General features: G+C 57.9%; 18 protein-coding genes and 1 tRNA gene. 4 read left to right on the plus strand and 15 right to left on the minus strand.

Annotated elements, in window-relative coordinates:
• Positions 1-13 precede the first annotated feature (13 nt).
• The 4 genes from ACMXYJ_RS27070 to ACMXYJ_RS27085 all read left to right on the plus strand — a co-directional run bounded on the left by ACMXYJ_RS27070 (position 14) and on the right by ACMXYJ_RS27085 (position 3,754).
• A complete protein-coding gene (locus ACMXYJ_RS27070; protein WP_095132678.1) occupies positions 14-1,390 on the plus strand; it encodes an L-serine ammonia-lyase in 1,377 nt (458 codons plus the stop codon).
• A gap of 38 nt (positions 1,391-1,428) precedes the next feature.
• A complete protein-coding gene (gcvT, locus tag ACMXYJ_RS27075; protein WP_415757617.1) occupies positions 1,429-2,553 on the plus strand; it encodes a glycine cleavage system aminomethyltransferase GcvT in 1,125 nt (374 codons plus the stop codon).
• Between the two features lie 403 nt (positions 2,554-2,956).
• On the plus strand, positions 2,957-3,169 hold the full coding sequence (locus tag ACMXYJ_RS27080; RefSeq protein WP_003175786.1) for a cold-shock protein: 213 nt from the start codon (positions 2,957-2,959) through the stop codon (positions 3,167-3,169).
• A 96-nt stretch (positions 3,170-3,265) separates the two neighbouring features.
• Positions 3,266-3,754, plus strand: coding sequence for an RDD family protein (locus ACMXYJ_RS27085; protein ID WP_415757618.1), 489 nt, complete (start codon positions 3,266-3,268; stop codon positions 3,752-3,754).
• A gap of 64 nt (positions 3,755-3,818) precedes the next feature.
• On the opposite strand, the gene nadA is transcribed toward ACMXYJ_RS27085, so the two are convergent.
• The 15 genes from nadA to ACMXYJ_RS27160 form a co-directional block, all read right to left on the minus strand.
• Positions 3,819-4,877, minus strand: coding sequence for a quinolinate synthase NadA (nadA, locus tag ACMXYJ_RS27090; RefSeq protein WP_415757619.1), 1,059 nt, complete (start codon positions 4,875-4,877; stop codon positions 3,819-3,821).
• A 271-nt stretch (positions 4,878-5,148) separates the two neighbouring features.
• A tRNA-Lys gene (locus ACMXYJ_RS27095) sits at positions 5,149-5,224 on the minus strand.
• 63 nt (positions 5,225-5,287) lie between these two features.
• Entirely contained in the window at positions 5,288-5,980 is a 693-nt protein-coding gene (gene queC, locus ACMXYJ_RS27100) for a 7-cyano-7-deazaguanine synthase QueC (RefSeq protein ID WP_415757620.1), read from the minus strand.
• 1 nt (position 5,981) lies between these two features.
• Positions 5,982-6,629: a 7-carboxy-7-deazaguanine synthase QueE gene (queE, locus tag ACMXYJ_RS27105; protein ID WP_046049720.1), complete on the minus strand. Its 648-nt coding sequence runs from the start codon at positions 6,627-6,629 to the stop codon at positions 5,982-5,984.
• A gap of 166 nt (positions 6,630-6,795) precedes the next feature.
• Positions 6,796-7,635, minus strand: coding sequence for a tol-pal system protein YbgF (ybgF, locus tag ACMXYJ_RS27110; protein WP_415757621.1), 840 nt, complete (start codon positions 7,633-7,635; stop codon positions 6,796-6,798).
• A gap of 6 nt (positions 7,636-7,641) precedes the next feature.
• Positions 7,642-8,139 carry a peptidoglycan-associated lipoprotein Pal gene (gene pal, locus ACMXYJ_RS27115; protein ID WP_003178634.1) on the minus strand — a complete coding sequence of 166 codons (498 nt, stop codon included), beginning with the start codon at positions 8,137-8,139 and terminating at the stop codon, positions 7,642-7,644.
• A gap of 52 nt (positions 8,140-8,191) precedes the next feature.
• Entirely contained in the window at positions 8,192-9,472 is a 1,281-nt protein-coding gene (tolB, locus tag ACMXYJ_RS27120; RefSeq protein WP_166675809.1) for a Tol-Pal system beta propeller repeat protein TolB, read from the minus strand.
• A 17-nt stretch (positions 9,473-9,489) separates the two neighbouring features.
• Positions 9,490-10,569, minus strand: a complete 1,080-nt coding sequence (tolA, locus tag ACMXYJ_RS27125) for a cell envelope integrity protein TolA (protein WP_415757622.1) — start codon at positions 10,567-10,569, stop codon at positions 9,490-9,492.
• Entirely contained in the window at positions 10,569-11,021 is a 453-nt protein-coding gene (gene tolR, locus ACMXYJ_RS27130) for a protein TolR (protein WP_161807482.1), read from the minus strand. Before tolR ends, tolA begins: the two co-directional genes overlap by 1 nt.
• Before the next feature lie 23 nt (positions 11,022-11,044).
• Complete coding sequence (gene tolQ / locus ACMXYJ_RS27135; protein WP_008147369.1) at positions 11,045-11,740, minus strand: protein TolQ; 696 nt, start codon at positions 11,738-11,740, stop codon at positions 11,045-11,047.
• The gene (gene ybgC / locus ACMXYJ_RS27140; protein WP_008147372.1) at positions 11,730-12,197 is read right to left on the minus strand and encodes a tol-pal system-associated acyl-CoA thioesterase; all 468 of its coding nucleotides are present in this window, start codon (positions 12,195-12,197) and stop codon (positions 11,730-11,732) included. Before ybgC ends, tolQ begins: the two co-directional genes overlap by 11 nt.
• A 124-nt stretch (positions 12,198-12,321) precedes the next feature.
• On the minus strand, positions 12,322-13,386 hold the full coding sequence (gene ruvB / locus ACMXYJ_RS27145; RefSeq protein WP_123367885.1) for a Holliday junction branch migration DNA helicase RuvB: 1,065 nt from the start codon (positions 13,384-13,386) through the stop codon (positions 12,322-12,324).
• A complete protein-coding gene (gene ruvA / locus ACMXYJ_RS27150) occupies positions 13,387-14,001 on the minus strand; it encodes a Holliday junction branch migration protein RuvA (protein ID WP_415757623.1) in 615 nt (204 codons plus the stop codon).
• 115 nt (positions 14,002-14,116) lie between these two features.
• Positions 14,117-14,641, minus strand: coding sequence for a crossover junction endodeoxyribonuclease RuvC (gene ruvC, locus ACMXYJ_RS27155; protein ID WP_008147379.1), 525 nt, complete (start codon positions 14,639-14,641; stop codon positions 14,117-14,119).
• A 155-nt stretch (positions 14,642-14,796) separates the two neighbouring features.
• Positions 14,797-15,543 (minus strand): YebC/PmpR family DNA-binding transcriptional regulator, encoded by a 747-nt coding sequence (locus ACMXYJ_RS27160; RefSeq protein ID WP_056741401.1) that lies wholly within the window; start codon positions 15,541-15,543, stop codon positions 14,797-14,799.
• Between the last annotated feature and the right edge of the window lie 66 nt (positions 15,544-15,609).

The raw sequence follows: 15,609 nt of genomic DNA on the forward strand, positions 1-15,609 counted from the left end.
CGGAGAACAACTCATGTCTTTAAGCGTGTTCGACCTGTTCAAGATTGGCATCGGCCCCTCCAGTTCCCACACCGTCGGCCCGATGCGTGCTGCGGCACGTTTCGCTGAAGGTCTGCGTCGTGAAGGACTGTTGGCCGCGACCACCTGCGTCAAAGTCGAACTTTACGGATCACTCGGCGCCACCGGTAAAGGCCACGGCAGCGACAAGGCTGTGTTGCTGGGCCTGGAAGGCGAACACCCGGACACCGTGAACACCGAAACCGTCGCCGCCCGTCTGCAAGAGATTCGTGGCAATGGTCGCTTGAACCTGCTCGGCGAACACAGCATTGCGTTCAATGAGAAAGAACATCTGGCGATGATCCGCAAACCGTTGGCCTATCACCCCAACGGCATGATCTTTCGCGCCTTCGATGCGGCGGGCATACAAATCCGCAGCCGCGAGTACTACTCGGTCGGCGGTGGTTTTGTGGTCGATGAAGACGCCGCTGGCGCCGACCGCATCGTCGAAGACGCCACACCACTGACCTTCCCGTTCAAAAGCGCCAAGGACCTGCTCGGTCACTGCGCCACCTACGGTTTGTCCATCAGCCAGGTGATGCTGACCAACGAAAGTGCCTGGCGCCCGGAAGCGGAAACTCGCGCCGGCCTGCTGAAAATCTGGCAAGTGATGCAGGACTGCGTCGACGCCGGTTGTCGTAACGAAGGCATCCTCCCTGGTGGTTTGAAGGTCAAACGCAGGGCGGCCGCGCTGCATCGACAACTGTGCAAGAACCCGGAATCGTCCCTGCGCGATCCGCTGTCGGTGCTGGACTGGGTCAACCTCTACGCACTGGCGGTCAACGAAGAAAACGCCAACGGCGGGCGCGTCGTGACTGCGCCTACCAACGGTGCGGCAGGGATCGTCCCCGCTGTTTTGCATTACTACATGCGCTTCATCCCCGGCGCCAACGAAGACGGCGTCGTACGTTTTCTGCTGACCGCGGCCGCGATCGGCATTCTGTACAAGGAAAACGCCTCGATCTCCGGCGCAGAAGTCGGCTGTCAGGGTGAGGTTGGCGTGGCGTGTTCCATGGCGGCCGGTGCCCTGTGTGAAGTCCTCGGCGGCACCGTACAGCAAGTGGAAAACGCCGCCGAAATCGGCATGGAACACAACCTCGGCCTGACCTGCGACCCGATTGGCGGGCTGGTGCAAGTGCCTTGCATCGAGCGCAACGCCATGGGCTCGGTGAAGGCAATCAATGCGGTGCGCATGGCCTTGCGCGGTGACGGTCAGCACTTCGTCTCCCTCGACAAGGTTATCCGCACCATGCGCCAGACCGGCGCTGACATGAAAAGCAAATACAAGGAAACCGCCCGTGGCGGTTTGGCGGTCAACATTATCGAGTGCTGATGTTTACGCACATCTGCACACTTTTTCAGGAGCTGAATATGTCCACCGAACAATTGTCGAAAACCCCGCTGCACGCACTGCACATCGAACTCGGCGCCCGCATGGTGCCGTTTGCCGGCTACGACATGCCGGTGCAATACCCGCTCGGCGTGATGAAAGAACATCAGCACACCCGTGATCAGGCCGGGCTGTTCGATGTCTCGCACATGGGCCAGATCCGCCTGACCGGCGCCAACGCTGCCAAGGCACTGGAAAGCCTGGTGCCGGTCGACATCATCGACCTGCCGGTGGGCATGCAGCGTTACGCGATGTTCACCAACGAGACCGGCGGCATCCTCGACGACCTGATGGTCGCTAACCTGGGTAGCGACGAACTGTTCCTGGTGGTCAACGCCGCCTGCAAGGATCAGGACCTGGCGCATCTGCGCAAACACATCGGCGACCAGTGCACCATCGAGCCGCTGTTTGAAGAACGCGCTCTGCTGGCGTTGCAAGGTCCGGCCGCCGTCACTGTGCTCGCGCGCCTGGCGCCTGAAGTCGCGAAGATGACCTTCATGCAGTTCGCACGCGTGAAACTGCTGGGCGTGGACTGCTTTGTCAGCCGTTCGGGCTACACCGGTGAAGACGGTTACGAAATCTCCGTGCCGGCCGCCAACGCCGAAGCCTTGGCTCGCGCCCTGCTGGCCGAACCTGAAGTGGCGGCCATCGGCCTTGGCGCTCGCGACTCCCTGCGCCTGGAAGCCGGTCTGTGCCTCTACGGCCATGACATGAACACCGAGACCACCCCGATTGAAGCAAGCCTGCTGTGGGCTATCTCCAAGCCTCGTCGCGCTGATGGCGCACGTGCCGGCGGCTTCCCTGGCGCTGAAACCGTATTCGGACAGCAACAAGCCGGTGTCAGTCGCAAACGCGTTGGCCTGTTGCCTCAGGAGCGCACGCCGGTGCGCGAAGGCGCAGAGATCGTCAATGAAGCAGGCGACATCATTGGTGCGGTTTGCAGCGGAGGCTTCGGTCCGACCCTGGGCGGCCCTTTGGCGATGGGTTACGTCGACAGTGCTTATATCGCTCTCGATACGCCGGTATGGGCGATTGTTCGTGGGAAAAAGGTGCCTTTGCTTGTAAGCAAAATGCCATTTGTTCCACAACGCTACTACCGCGGTTGATTGACTGTTTCTATAAGTAACGCGGTTGCGTTAACAGCGCACTAATGTGTAACGCAACCGCCATAAAACAGTGCATCACTTTACCTGTAAGTTTCGTTTATGAACGTTGCTTATAACGATCGAAAACAATTGAACACCACGATTGCATAAGCCCGCACTAGTTGCGACATAAACGCCCGGGCGCGGGCAAATCCGGGCCCTCCACAGGGCTTGTTTTTTCTCCCGTAGTTGGCGTAGAGTTTGTTCACTGTGTTTGCATGGGTCGCTTGGAATCGTGACCTGGGCAGTAGCCTACAAGTTAGCTACATCCCGTTCGACGTCTTCTTACTCTCCTGCAACCAGCCCCAGTACTCTTTCACAAGAAGGAGGCTGTCATTAATTTTTGCGTCAAAGGAAATAAGAAATGTCCCAACGTCAGAGCGGTACCGTCAAGTGGTTTAACGACGAGAAAGGTTTTGGTTTTATCACTCCAGAAAGCGGTCCGGATCTGTTCGTGCATTTCCGCGCTATTCAGGGCAACGGCTTCAAGAGCCTGAAAGAAGGCCAGAAAGTGACTTTCGTTGCTGTGCAAGGCCAGAAAGGCATGCAGGCTGACGAAGTACAAGCAGAAGCCTAACCTTCTGTAACGAAAAAGCCCCTGATGCTGACATCAGGGGCTTTTTTGTGCGCGTAAATCCGTAAAATGGCTTCTTTTTTCCGTCAAGAGGCTGCCATGTCGAAACACCTGCTCAAACCCCAGGGCGACTTTCCTGCCGTCACCCTGGCCCGTCGCCTGGCAGCGATGTTCTACGACTTCCTGTTGTGTACCGCCCTGCTGATCGTCACCAGCGGCATTTACAAGATGATCCAGATGGCGATCCTCGGCGAAGACAAAATGCGCACCCTGACCGAAGCCGGCGCACTGGACGGCGATCCATTGCTCTCAACGGTGCTGCTGTTTGTGCTGTTCGGCTTCTTCGCCAAGTTCTGGACCTGGTCCGGTCAGACCCTGGGCATGCAGGTCTGGTGCATACGCGTGCAAAACGCCGACGGCTCATCCATCAGCCTGTGGCAGGCGTTGCTGCGCTTTGTGGTGTCGATCGCGTCCTTGTTGTGCGTCGGGCTGGGTTTCTTCTGGTCGCTGTTTGATAAACAGAAACGCAGCTGGCATGACATCTACTCAAATACCCAGCTCGTGCGGATTCCAAAGAAAACCAAGTAATCCAGCAGATGCAAAAACGCCCCGATCAAATCGGGGCGTTTTTTTTGGGCTCACTGACGGCGAATCAGGCGTTACCGGCCAATTTCATCCGCGCTGCCTGGGTGAAGTCGAGCATGCGCTTGAGCGGCCGAATCGCTTGTGGAATCAGCGCTGGATCAACAAAGATCTCGTTAGTCCCCTCTTTCAAGCTCTTCAGCGTGCGCTCAAGGGTATTCATCGCCATCCACGGGCAATGTGCGCAACTACGGCACGCTGCACCGTTACCGGCCGTTGGCGCTTCGATGAAGACCTTGTCCGGGCACAGCTGCTGCATCTTGTAGAAGATGCCGCGATCAGTGGCGACGATAAAGGTCTTGTTCGGCAGGCTCTGCGCTGCCGCAATCAATTGACTGGTGGAGCCGACGGCATCCGCCAACTCGATCACCGACGTCGGCGACTCCGGATGCACCAGAATCGCTGCGTCCGGGTACAGCGCCTTCATGTCTTCGAGCTGCTTGGACTTGAACTCTTCGTGAACGATGCAGGCACCGTCCCACAGCAGCATGTCCGCGCCGGTCTGGCGCTGGATGTAGGTGCCCAGGTGTTTGTCCGGGCCCCAGATGATGGTTTCGCCGTTATCCATCAGGCTTTCGACGATCTCCAGTGCGCAGCTTGAAGTCACCACCCAATCCGCCCGGGCTTTGACGGCCGCCGACGTGTTGGCATACACCACCACGGTACGTTCCGGATGCTGATCACAGAACGCCGAGAACTCATCCACCGGGCAACCCAGGTCCAGCGAGCAGGTCGCTTCCAGGGTCGGCATCAGGATGCGTTTTTCAGGGTTGAGGATTTTGGCGGTCTCGCCCATGAACTTCACACCGGCGACCACCACGGTCTTGGCCGGGTGAGCGCTACCGAAGCGGGCCATCTCCAGCGAGTCGGAGACGCAACCACCGGTTTCTTCGGCCAGGGCCTGAATGACCGGATCGCAATAGAAGTGAGCAACCAGCACCGCGTCCTGAGCCTTGAGCTCGGCAGCGATGGCGGCACGGTAATAGGCCTCTTCCTCGACAGTCAGCGGCTTGGGCTGCTTGGCGTCGAGGTGGGCTTGAACCAGAAGGCGTTCGGAAATCTGCGTCATGTTCGCAAGACCTGCAGGCGCTTTCGCGCGAAAGTCGAGTATACACCCGGCTCCGGACCCTTCAGGGTACCGCCGGGAGAGTGAGTATCATCAGGCACGGACAACGTTGAAGCTGCGCAAGGCTACAGAATATCCCGTTGATGCAAAAGATGATTCTGACCTGCGTCACGGGTCACAGCCCGGAACTGGGCAAGCTCAAATCGCAGGCAAAAAAAAATCCGGAAATCCTCACTTGCGTGGGCCTTCCAGACTTTTAAAACTGCTACAAAAATGGTGGGTCGTGTGGGATTCGAACCTACGACCAATTGGTTAAAAGCCAACTGCTCTACCAACTGAGCTAACGACCCGCTGTGTGGTGGCGCGTATAATACTGATTTTTAAGGACTATTCAACACCTAATTTGAAATAAATCAAAAATAAGGTGTTGGGTCGCTGATTCCGGCCGCCGCGAAGCCTTCTGCACGCAGTCGGCAGCTGTCGCATTTGCCGCATGCACGGCCGTTATCGTCGGCCTGATAGCAGGAAACAGTCAGCCCGTAATCAACCCCCAGCTTCACGCCTGCCTGGACGATCTGCGCCTTGCTCAGGTTCTGCAATGGCGCCTGAATTCGGAAACCATTCCCCTCTACACCGGCCTTCGTCGCCAGATTGGCCATGCGCTCGAAGGACTCGATGAACTCGGGACGGCAATCCGGGTAACCAGAGTAATCCACCGCGTTGACACCGATGAAGATGTCGCGGGCACCGAGCACTTCAGCCCAGCCCAACGCCAGCGACAGGAATACCGTGTTGCGCGCCGGCACGTAAGTGACTGGAATCCCCTCCCCCAGCTCCTCCGGAATGTCGACGCTGCTGTCAGTCAGTGCCGAGCCGCCCATACCGTTCAGGTTGAGACCGATCACTTTGTGCTCGACCACACCCAGGTCACGGGCAACGCGTGCAGCGGCGTGCAATTCTGCTTGAGACCGCTGACCGTAGTCGAAGCTCATGGTGTAGCAGCTGTAGCCTTCAGCGCGAGCCATGGCCACAACGGTCGCGGAGTCGAGGCCGCCGGACAGCAGGATGACTGCACGTTTTTCGGTAGTGTTCAGGTGTTCAGTCATTTCAGCGCCCCGGCTCGTCATTCCAAAGATATTTATGCAGCTGCAATTGCAGACGCACTGGCAGGTTGTCCGCCACCACCCAGTCAGCCAGGTCCCGAGCATTCAGGTCATGGTGACTGGGCGAGAACAGGACTTCGCCGGCGCGCTGATCCAGACCGTACTGGATCAGCTTGGACACGGCCCAGTCATAGTCTTCCCGCGAGCAGATGACGAACTTCACCTGATCGTTGCGCGTGAGCAGTTCGATGTTCTCGTAGCGGTTACGGTGGGCTTCTTTCGAACCCGGGGTTTTCAGGTCGACGACGCGACTGACCCGTGGATCGACCGCCGAGATATCGAGGGCACCGCTGGTTTCCAGCGAGACCTCGTAACCGGCGTCACACAACTGCTTGAGTAATGGGATAGCGTTGGGTTGTGCCAGCGGCTCGCCGCCGGTGACACAGACATAGCGCGGACGAAAACCGGCCACTTGCTCGAGGATGTCATCGAGCGGGCGAATGGTGCCGCCTGTGAACGCGTAGGCGCTGTCGCAGTATTGGCAACGCAATGGGCAACCGGTCAGGCGCACAAAAACAGTGGGCAGCCCGGCAGTCCGCGTTTCACCCTGCAACGAGTAGAAAACTTCGGTGATTCTCAATGTGTCTTGCATAGTCGCCACGGACATAACAGCTAAACAGGCTGTCCGCCTCCGTCAGGCACTTCAAGGAACCCCGCCACCGCGCAGATCCCAAAAAGCGTGTTTCATAAAAAGGGCGTGAATTCTAACGAAAAAACCCGCGACAAGCGCGGGTTTCTTCGAAACAGGTCAAGCAGCCTTACATTTTTTGCAGATCACGCTGAGCCAGCTGAGCGGCGGAAGTGCCCGGGTATTGCGACACGACCTGTTGCAGAATGCCTTTGACCTTGTCGGGATGACCGAGGCGGCGCTCTACATCAGCGAGCTTGTACAGCGAGTCAGGCACTTTGGGATGCTTGGGATACAGTTGCGAAACCTTGGCAAACGCCTGACCTGCACCTTGCAGATCGCCTTTGGCCAGGTTCACTTCGCCCAACCAGTACTGGGCATTGCCCGCGTACTGACTGTTCGGGTACTTGCGCAGGAATGCGGCAAAAGCCTGGCTGGCCTTGTCGAAATCCTTGGCCTTGATCAGGTCGAAGGCTGCATCGTAATACAGTTTTTCCTTCGCCGGATCAGCCGGTTCGCTACCCGCGGCAGGTGCCTGAGCAGCTGCCGCTCCTGCGGCTGCGCCCGCTGCTGCACCGGGGGCATTCAAATTGCCACCGGTGGAAGAATTATCAGGAGTCGCGGCTGGTGCAACGCCGGTTCCTATGCGCCGATCAAGATCCTGATATCGCTCCAGGCTCTCTTGCTTCATGCGCGCTACATCATTTTGCAGAACTTCGATGATGCCTTGTTGGCGCGAGATCTGCTCCTGCATTGATTGCAGTTGGTTGAACAGCTCGCCCTGTGCCGAGACAGGGGCCGAAACCCCTCCCCCGGCATAGGCGCCGTTCGTACCGTAACCTGCAGGCGGATTACTAGTCCCGCTATTGGTATAGCCGGAGTCGTTATCGACCACAGGAACCGCAGCCCACACCGCAAGCGGTGCGAGACTGAGAGCCAGAACAGTTACAGCACGACGGCACGTTCGCATGACGAATTACTTACGCAGTTCGACGCGACGGTTTTGAGCCCAGGACTGCTCGTCGTTGCCGGTAGCAACTGGACGCTCTTCGCCGTAGGAAACCAGTTCCAGCTGAGCTGGGGAAACACCTTGCAGTACCAGGTAACGCTGAACGGCTTTCGCACGACGCTCGCCCAGTGCCATGTTGTACTCACGAGTACCACGTTCGTCGGTGTTGCCTTCCAGAACAACGCGAGCGCCGTTTGCTTTCAGGTCTTTGGCATGAACGTCCAGAGCGCGCATGGCTTCTGGCTTCAGGTCCGAACTGTCGTATTCGAAGTAGAAAGTGGTGATTGCGCGCAGAGCAGCTTCTTCGCTCAGGGAGCCGTCAACTGCACCAGTGTTTGCGCCGTAACCAGCGTTTGGATCTACAGCGCCTTCACCGGCATTGTCGCCGCCTTTGGACGAGCAACCTACAGCTACAGCCATGGCCAGAGCCAGCGCAGCAAATTTACCAAACTTCAGCATTTCCATCGTAAAACTCCTAATGAACCCCAATGTGTTAAGTACAACGTGTAGCGCCGCGTCAGTTCAGGTAAGGGGACCAGGAAGGTTCTCTGACTTCGCCTTGTGCGGTAGGAAGCGGGAGCCTTACGCGTCCATTAATGGACACGAGCATCAAGACTCCCCGGCCCTGCTGGCGGGTGGCGTAGATTACCATGGTGCCGTTGGGCGCAACAGTAGGCGACTCGTCCAGAGTGCTATCAGTGAGGATTTTTACGCTTCCGCGCTGCAAATCCTGGGCCGCCACCTTGAAATTAGTGAAACCTTCCTGACGATGGATCATCACCAAGGTCTTTTCATCAGCCGAAAGCTTAGGGTTGGCGTTGTAGTTACCGATAAAGGTCACACGCTCCGCACCACCACCGCCTGCGCTGGTTTTGTAGATCTGCGGCTTGCCGCCACGGTCCGAGGTGAAATAGATGGTCGAACCATCTTTACCCCAGAACGGTTCGGTGTTGATGCCAGGACCGTTGGTAACGCGAGTGATCTGACGCGAACCCAGGTTCATCACGTAGATGTCCGGGTTGCCATCTTTCGACAGTACGAATGCCAGACGATTGCCATCCGGCGACCATGCTGGCGCGCCATTCAGGCCTTCGAAGTTGGTGATCTGCTCACGGCGACCGGTGTCGATGTTCTGCATGAAGATACGCGGACGCTTCTGCTCGAACGACACATAAGCGATGCGCTTGCCATCCGGTGCGAAACGCGGCGACAGGATCGGCTCGCGCGATTGCAGCAGGGTCACAGCGCGGGCACCGTCATAGTCCGAACGTTGCAGCGTGTAGCGAGTGTTCTTCTCGGAGAAACGCTCGGCCGTCACGTACAACAGACGAGTCGAGAACGCACCTTTGATACCGGTGAGCTTTTCGAACGACTGGTCCGCAATGTAGTGCGACATGTCACGCAGTTGATCGACGCTACCCGACACGCTGCCGGTCAGCACTTGCTGCTCGGTGGCGACGTTGAACAGTGCGTATTGAACCTGCAGGCGACCGCCCGCAGGAGCAATGCTGCCGACCATGACGTACTGGGCGCCCAGCGCCTTGAAGTCACGGAAGATGATTTCGCTGGCCTGGCTTGGCTGGCTGATCATGTTCTGTTTTGGAATCGGCGAGTAGTAACCCGAGTTGCGCAGGTCGTTACCGATGATTTCGGCCATGTCGTCCGGCAGCACGCTGCCGCCCTGGTTGCCAAACGGCACGACCGCGATCGGGGTGGCCCGATCACTGCCGCTGGTGACCAGAATGTTTTTTTCATCTGCTGCCGCTATCCCTGCCATGCAGCAGATAACGACAAGCATTCCTCGAAGAAGGTTTCTCACAAGGCTAGATCCTCAGGTGTGAATGTCATCTTGAATGAACGATACGGAGCGAAATCGCTCGGCTTCATTCCCTGCATTTCTGTCAAACGTCCAATATTCTTCACCGCTGCTACAGCCGAAGCGTCAAACGGACCATCTCCACTGGACTTGGCCACGCTGACCGAAGTCAAAGTACCGTCCGGCAACATGCCGATTTGCAACACCACTGTCATGCCTTTGCGGGCCGAAGGTGGACGAGCCCAGCCTTCCGCTGCACGAGCACGGATCAGATCATCGAAACTACCGGCGACTTCGTCACCCTGCTCATCCGCCAAGGCCTGCTGACGCTGCGGCGTGTCGGAAAGCAAATCTGCCAAGGCCTGAGCCTTTTTGTCTTCGGCGGATTTACGTGCCGCTTCCTGCGATTTTTTCTTCGCAGCATCGGCAGCAGCTTTCTTCTTCGCGTCTTCCGCGACTTTCTTCTTCGCGTCTTCAGCTTCAGATTTCTTCTTGGCGTCTTCCGCGGCTTTCTTCTTCGCGTCTTCGACGATCTTTTTCTTCGCTTCTTCCGCGGCCGCTTTCTTGGCCTCTTCTTCAGCTGCTTTCTTGGCTTCTTCTTCAGACTTCTTCTTGGCTATATCAGCCAATTGTTTCTCTTCGGCCTTTTTAGCTTCGGCGGTCTTCTTCGCTTCATCGGCTTTCTTGGCTTCATCAGCCTTTTTAGCCTCTTCCGCTTTCTTCGTCTCGTCGGCCTTTTTGGATTCTTCGGCTTTTTGAGCCGTATCTTCCTTCTTTTGTTCCGCGGCCTTGATCGCTTCCTGCTCGATCTTTTTCTGTTCCATCTGTTCGACTTCGGTCTGGCGCGCGGCGGATTTCTTCGCCTCACCCGCAATCTTCTGATTGGTCTGGGTGGTCGCCTGACTTTTCGATTTCAGTTGGTACAGGGTCGCCTGGACAATCGGCTTGGCCGGCGGCAGTTCGGGCGTGAAGGCGAAACTGACAAACAGCATGCCGAAAACCAGCACGTGCAAGACAAGCGCCCAGACACTAGGCCAGAAGTAGCTTTCCGAGGCGGACGGCTCTCGCATTTGCTGCATCAGGGTGCCTCGGTAATCAAGCCAACATTACCGACCCCGGCTTTCTGCAACCCGCCCATGGCGCCCATGACGGAACCGTAGTCGACGGTCTTGTCGCCGCGGATGAACACCTGGGTACGCTTGCCACCTTCAGTGCCGGCGCGAATGATTTTGGTCACCGCGTCAGTCATCTGCGGCAAGGTCATGGCCTTGTCCTGTTGCTTTTCAGTGTCGACTTCGCTGCCAAGGTTCCAGTAGTAGGTCTTGTCAGCCTTGATCGAAATGGTCAGGACCTGGGTGTTGTTGTCCTGCGGCAAGGCTTCGCTGGAAACCTTGGGCAGATCAACTTTCACGCCCTGATTGAGCATCGGAGCGGTCACCATGAAGATGACCAGCAGCACCAACATCACGTCGATGTAAGGCACCACGTTCATCTCGGCAACCGGCTTGCGCTTTTTGCGAGCTCGAGCGATTAAAGCCATTGGAAATTACCTGCTTATTCTTCGCTGGTGTGCACTTTGCGGTGCAGGATCGCCTGGAATTCATCGGCGAAGGTGTAGTAACGGCCCAGCAGGGTTTCACTGCGAGCAGCAAAACGGTTGTAAGCGATAACGGCCGGGATGGCGGCAAACAAGCCGATCGCGGTTGCAATCAGTGCCTCGGCAATACCCGGAGCCACAGTGGCCAGGGTTGCTTGCTGGGCAGTGGCCAGACCACGGAAGGAGTTCATGATCCCCCAGACGGTACCGAACAGACCGATGTACGGGCTGACGGAACCTACGGTCGCGAGGAACGGCAGGCTCTGCTCGAGCTTTTCTTCTTCGCGGGAAATGGCGACGCGCATGGCACGGGCCACGCCTTCCATGACCGCTTCCGGGTCAACGCCTGGCTGCTGACGCAGACGGGAGAATTCCTTGAAACCGGCACGGAAGATCTGCTCTACGCCCGAATCCGGATCAGGGTTGCTGCCGGCCTGACGGTAGAGTTTGGACAGGTCGATACCCGACCAGAAGCGCTCTTCAAAGCTCTCCAGGGCACGTCGACCGGCGCGCAGCAGATTGCTGCGCTGAAAGATCATGATCCATGAGGTCACCGATGCGGCTACCAGGATCAGCATTACCAGTTGCACCACGATACTGGCATTGCTGACCAGGCTCCACATGGAGGAATGGTCGACGACGTTAGCTTCCACGCTTTATCTCCTGCTTTGAGTGTGTACCCGCGCCGCTCACGTCGGCAAAGGCCGCACGTAGAGCTTCGGGAATGGCCCGGGGTTTCAAACTGTTAGTGCGCACACAGGCCACCAAAAACTGCCCTTCGCAGAGCAGCGCATTATCCGTAGCCCGCCTGACCTGCTGTTTGAAGCGCAGGCTGACACGGTTCAATTCGATTACTTCAGCGCTTACCAGCAGCTCGTCGTCCAGTCGCGCCGGCGCGTGGTAACGCGCTTCGCTGGAATGCACGACGAACAACAGGTCCTCACCTGCAAGCTGGGATTGGGCAAAGCCCAGCTCCCGGAGCCGCTCGGTTCGAGCCCGTTCCATAAACTTGAGGTAATTAACGTAATACACGATGCCGCCCGCATCGGTGTCCTCGTAATAAACGCGACAACGAAGTGCGAAAGGCTCAAGCCCGTTTTGCGCGCGCATACTCTAGTGCTTACTCCTCAGGTTGCCAATCCGGCCAGGCAACTGTTTTTCATTGATTCACGGCTTTCTGGCGAAAGTACGGTCCTGGGACCGCACAAACCTAGAATAAATCAGCGCGCAAAGGTTATTTATCGTCCACGGCATCGAGGAACTCGTCTACCACGGGCATCTCGCCCAATCGTGACGGAATGTTTAAACCGAAGTGCAGGTACGCATGCCGGGTCACCACTCGCCCCCGCGGTGTACGCATGATGTAGCCCTGCTGGATCAGGTATGGCTCAAGCACGTCTTCAATGGTGTGGCGCTCTTCACTGATGGCTGCGGCGAGGCTATCGACCCCGACCGGCCCACCGTCGAACTTCTCGATCATGGTCAACAACAGACGTCGATCCTGGTGATCGAAGCCACGCTCGTCGACATCCAGCAGGTTCAAGGCCAGGTCGGCGATCGGTTTGGTGATGTGGCCCTTGGCGCGAACTTCGGCGAAATCCCGAACCCGGCGCAACAAACGGTTGGCGATCCGCGGCGTACCACGGGCACGACGGGCGATTTCGAAGGCGCCTTCCGGGTCCAGCGGCAAGCCGAGGATATTCGCCGAACGACTGACAATCGTTGCCAGATCCGCGGTGTTGTAGAACTCCAGGCGCTGGACGATCCCGAAACGGTCGCGCAGCGGATTGGTCAGCATCCCCGCCCGCGTCGTTGCACCGACCAGGGTGAACGGTGGCAGATCAAGCTTGATCGAACGCGCAGCCGGCCCTTCGCCGATCATGATGTCGAGCTGGAAATCTTCCATGGCCGGGTACAGCACTTCTTCGACGATCGGCGAGAGCCGATGGATTTCGTCGATGAACAGCACGTCGTGTGGCTCAAGATTGGTCAACAGCGCAGCCAGATCACCCGGACGTTCAAGCACAGGGCCCGAGGTGCTCTTGATCGAGACCCCCATTTCCTGGGCGATGATGTTGGCCAGCGTGGTTTTACCCAGACCCGGCGGGCCGAATATCAGCGTGTGATCCAGGGATTCGTTGCGCCCACGAGCCGCCTGGATGAACAACTCCATTTGCTCGCGAACGGTCGGCTGGCCAATGTACTCGGCCAGGCTGACAGGACGAATCGCCCGGTCCTGGACTTCCTCGCGGTCACGAGGGCCAGGCGTGGCGGTAATCAGACGATCAGCTTCAATCACTTAGATCATTCCCTTCAGGGCACGACGAATCATGTCTTCACTGCTCAAACCCTTCTCCTTGATCGCAGAAATCGCCTTGCTGGCTTCCTGCGGCTTGTAGCCCAGAGAGATCAGCGCGCTGACCGCGTCATTTTCGGCGGTGGCGACAGGGGTCGTATCTGGCGCACCCGGCTGGTTTGGTACCAACGCGAACATCGCCGGCACCGTTTCCCAGGCCTTGAAGCGATCCTTGAGTTCCACCAGCAAACGCTCGGCAGTCTTCTTGCCCACGCCCGGCACCTTGGTCAGGGCTGAGGTGTCCTGGGACTGTACGCAGCGGACCAGCTCATCGACTTCCAGGCTCGACATCAGGGCCAGGGCCAGTTTCGGCCCTACACCATTGAGACGGATCAACTCGCGAAAAAAGTCTCGCTCGCGCTTGCCGAAAAAGCCATAGAGTAACTGCGCGTCTTCGCGTACGACCAAATGGGTGTGCAGGGTCAGCGGTTCACCGACCGACGGCAACCGATACAGCGTGGTCATGGGCACTTCCAGCTCATACCCCAGACCGTTTACATCCAGAATCAGGTGCGGCGGCTGTTTCTCAGCCAGTGTGCCGCGCAAGCGTCCAATCACGTTTCAGATCCTTGAGCGTTGGCCAGATCAGTGCTGGCGACTGACAGGACAAGGGTTTTGCGCCGACGACACAGGCGCAGAACCCTCGTTCCATAAAAAATGATTGCTGATGCTATCAGAGTCGCAGGCGCCCGCCTCGACTGCGTGCCGTACCCAAGCCATGGGGCAACAGGCTGGAACGGGTGTGAGCATGGCAAATGGCAATGGCCAGGGCGTCTGAGGCATCGATTTGCGGTTTGCTGGTCAGTTTCAACATGTGCATGACCATCATTTGCACCTGTTCTTTATTCGCCGCGCCTGTCCCGGTCACCGCCTGCTTGACCTGGGTCGCGGTGTACTCAGCGATTTCCAGGCTTTCTTCAGCGCCGGCAACGATGGCTGCGCCGCGGGCCTGGCCAAGTTTCAGCGCAGAGTCGGCGTTGCGCGCCATGAAGACCTTTTCGATGCCCATGGTCACCGGGCCGTAGGTCTGGATGACTTCGCGTACACCGCGATAGACGATTTGCAGGCGTTCATGCAGCTCGCCGGAACCTGTGCGAATGCAGCCCGACGCCACGTACACGCAACCACGCCCGGTATCACGCACCACGCCATAACCGGTAATGCGCGAACCGGGGTCGATACCAAGAATTAAAGTCATAACGCCTGCAGAAAGAGATCGCGGTGGCTTGAGAATAACTGTGTAGGAGCTGCCGAAGGCTGCGATCTTTTAAATAAAAAGCCAAAATCAAAAGATCGCAGGCTTCGCCAGCTCCTACAGGGGCCAGGTGAAGGCTACGATCTTTAATAAATGCATCAACCGAGCTGCGCAGCTACCGACTCTGGAATGTCCGCGTTGGAGTAAACGTTCTGCACGTCATCCAGGTCTTCAAGCATGTCGATCAGCTTGAGAACCTTCTCGGCGCCTTCCAGGTCCAATTCAGCACTGGTGGTCGGCAGCATTACGATTTCCGCGTCATCACCTTTGAAACCGGCCGCTTCCAGCGCGTTACGCACCGAGTAGAAACCGGCGAACGAGGTGAATACGTCGATGGAACCGTCTTCGTGGGTCACCACGTCATCGGCGTCGGCTTCCATGGCCGCTTCCATCAGCGCGTCTTCGTCGACACCCGGCGCGAAGGAAATCTGCCCTTTGCGTTCGAACAGATACGCCACCGAACCGTCCGTACCGAGGTTGCCGCCGCACTTGCTGAACGCGTGGCGAACAGCGGCGGCGGTGCGATTGCGGTTGTCGGTCATGCACTCGACCATCACCGCCACGCCGCCCGGGCCGTAGCCTTCGTAGCTCAGCTCGACCATGTCGTCGGTGTCGGCAGCACCAGCGCCGCGGGCGACCGCGCGATCAATGATGTCGCGGCTCATGTTCGCGCCGAGGGCCTTGTCCAGCGCCAGACGCAAACGCGGGTTGGAACCCGGATCACCACCGCCCTGACGGGCAGCAACGGTCAGTTCACGAATCCACTTGGTGAAAATCTTGCCCTTCTTGGCATCCTGACGTTCTTTGCGGTGCTTGATGTTCGCCCACTTGGAATGACCCGCCATATCTCGCTCCGAATTCTCTTTGAAACATTGCCCGCCGCGCAATGACGCGCCAGCCAGCAAACAAAA

Source organism: Pseudomonas arabinosi (assembly GCF_047758675.1).
Taxonomy (GTDB): Bacteria; Pseudomonadota; Gammaproteobacteria; order Pseudomonadales; family Pseudomonadaceae; genus Aquipseudomonas; species Aquipseudomonas arabinosi.

Excerpts from the sequence above, each read along its gene's own strand:
- ACMXYJ_RS27070 (WP_095132678.1), top strand. The coding sequence starts at position 14 with ATGTCTTTAAGCGTGTTCGACCTGTTCAAGATTGGCATCGGCCCCTCC.
- gcvT (WP_415757617.1), top strand. The coding sequence starts at position 1,429 with ATGTCCACCGAACAATTGTCGAAAACCCCGCTGCACGCACTGCACATC.
- ACMXYJ_RS27080 (WP_003175786.1), top strand. The coding sequence starts at position 2,957 with ATGTCCCAACGTCAGAGCGGTACCGTCAAGTGGTTTAACGACGAGAAA.
- ACMXYJ_RS27085 (WP_415757618.1), top strand. The coding sequence starts at position 3,266 with ATGTCGAAACACCTGCTCAAACCCCAGGGCGACTTTCCTGCCGTCACC.
- nadA (WP_415757619.1), bottom strand. The coding sequence starts at position 4,877 with ATGACGCAGATTTCCGAACGCCTTCTGGTTCAAGCCCACCTCGACGCC.
- queC (WP_415757620.1), bottom strand. The coding sequence starts at position 5,980 with ATGACTGAACACCTGAACACTACCGAAAAACGTGCAGTCATCCTGCTG.
- queE (WP_046049720.1), bottom strand. The coding sequence starts at position 6,629 with ATGCAAGACACATTGAGAATCACCGAAGTTTTCTACTCGTTGCAGGGT.
- ybgF (WP_415757621.1), bottom strand. The coding sequence starts at position 7,635 with ATGCGAACGTGCCGTCGTGCTGTAACTGTTCTGGCTCTCAGTCTCGCA.
- pal (WP_003178634.1), bottom strand. The coding sequence starts at position 8,139 with ATGGAAATGCTGAAGTTTGGTAAATTTGCTGCGCTGGCTCTGGCCATG.
- tolB (WP_166675809.1), bottom strand. The coding sequence starts at position 9,472 with ATGCTTGTCGTTATCTGCTGCATGGCAGGGATAGCGGCAGCAGATGAA.
- tolA (WP_415757622.1), bottom strand. The coding sequence starts at position 10,569 with ATGCAGCAAATGCGAGAGCCGTCCGCCTCGGAAAGCTACTTCTGGCCT.
- ybgC (WP_008147372.1), bottom strand. The coding sequence starts at position 12,197 with ATGCGCGCGCAAAACGGGCTTGAGCCTTTCGCACTTCGTTGTCGCGTT.
- ruvC (WP_008147379.1), bottom strand. The coding sequence starts at position 14,641 with ATGACTTTAATTCTTGGTATCGACCCCGGTTCGCGCATTACCGGTTAT.
- ACMXYJ_RS27160 (WP_056741401.1), bottom strand. The coding sequence starts at position 15,543 with ATGGCGGGTCATTCCAAGTGGGCGAACATCAAGCACCGCAAAGAACGT.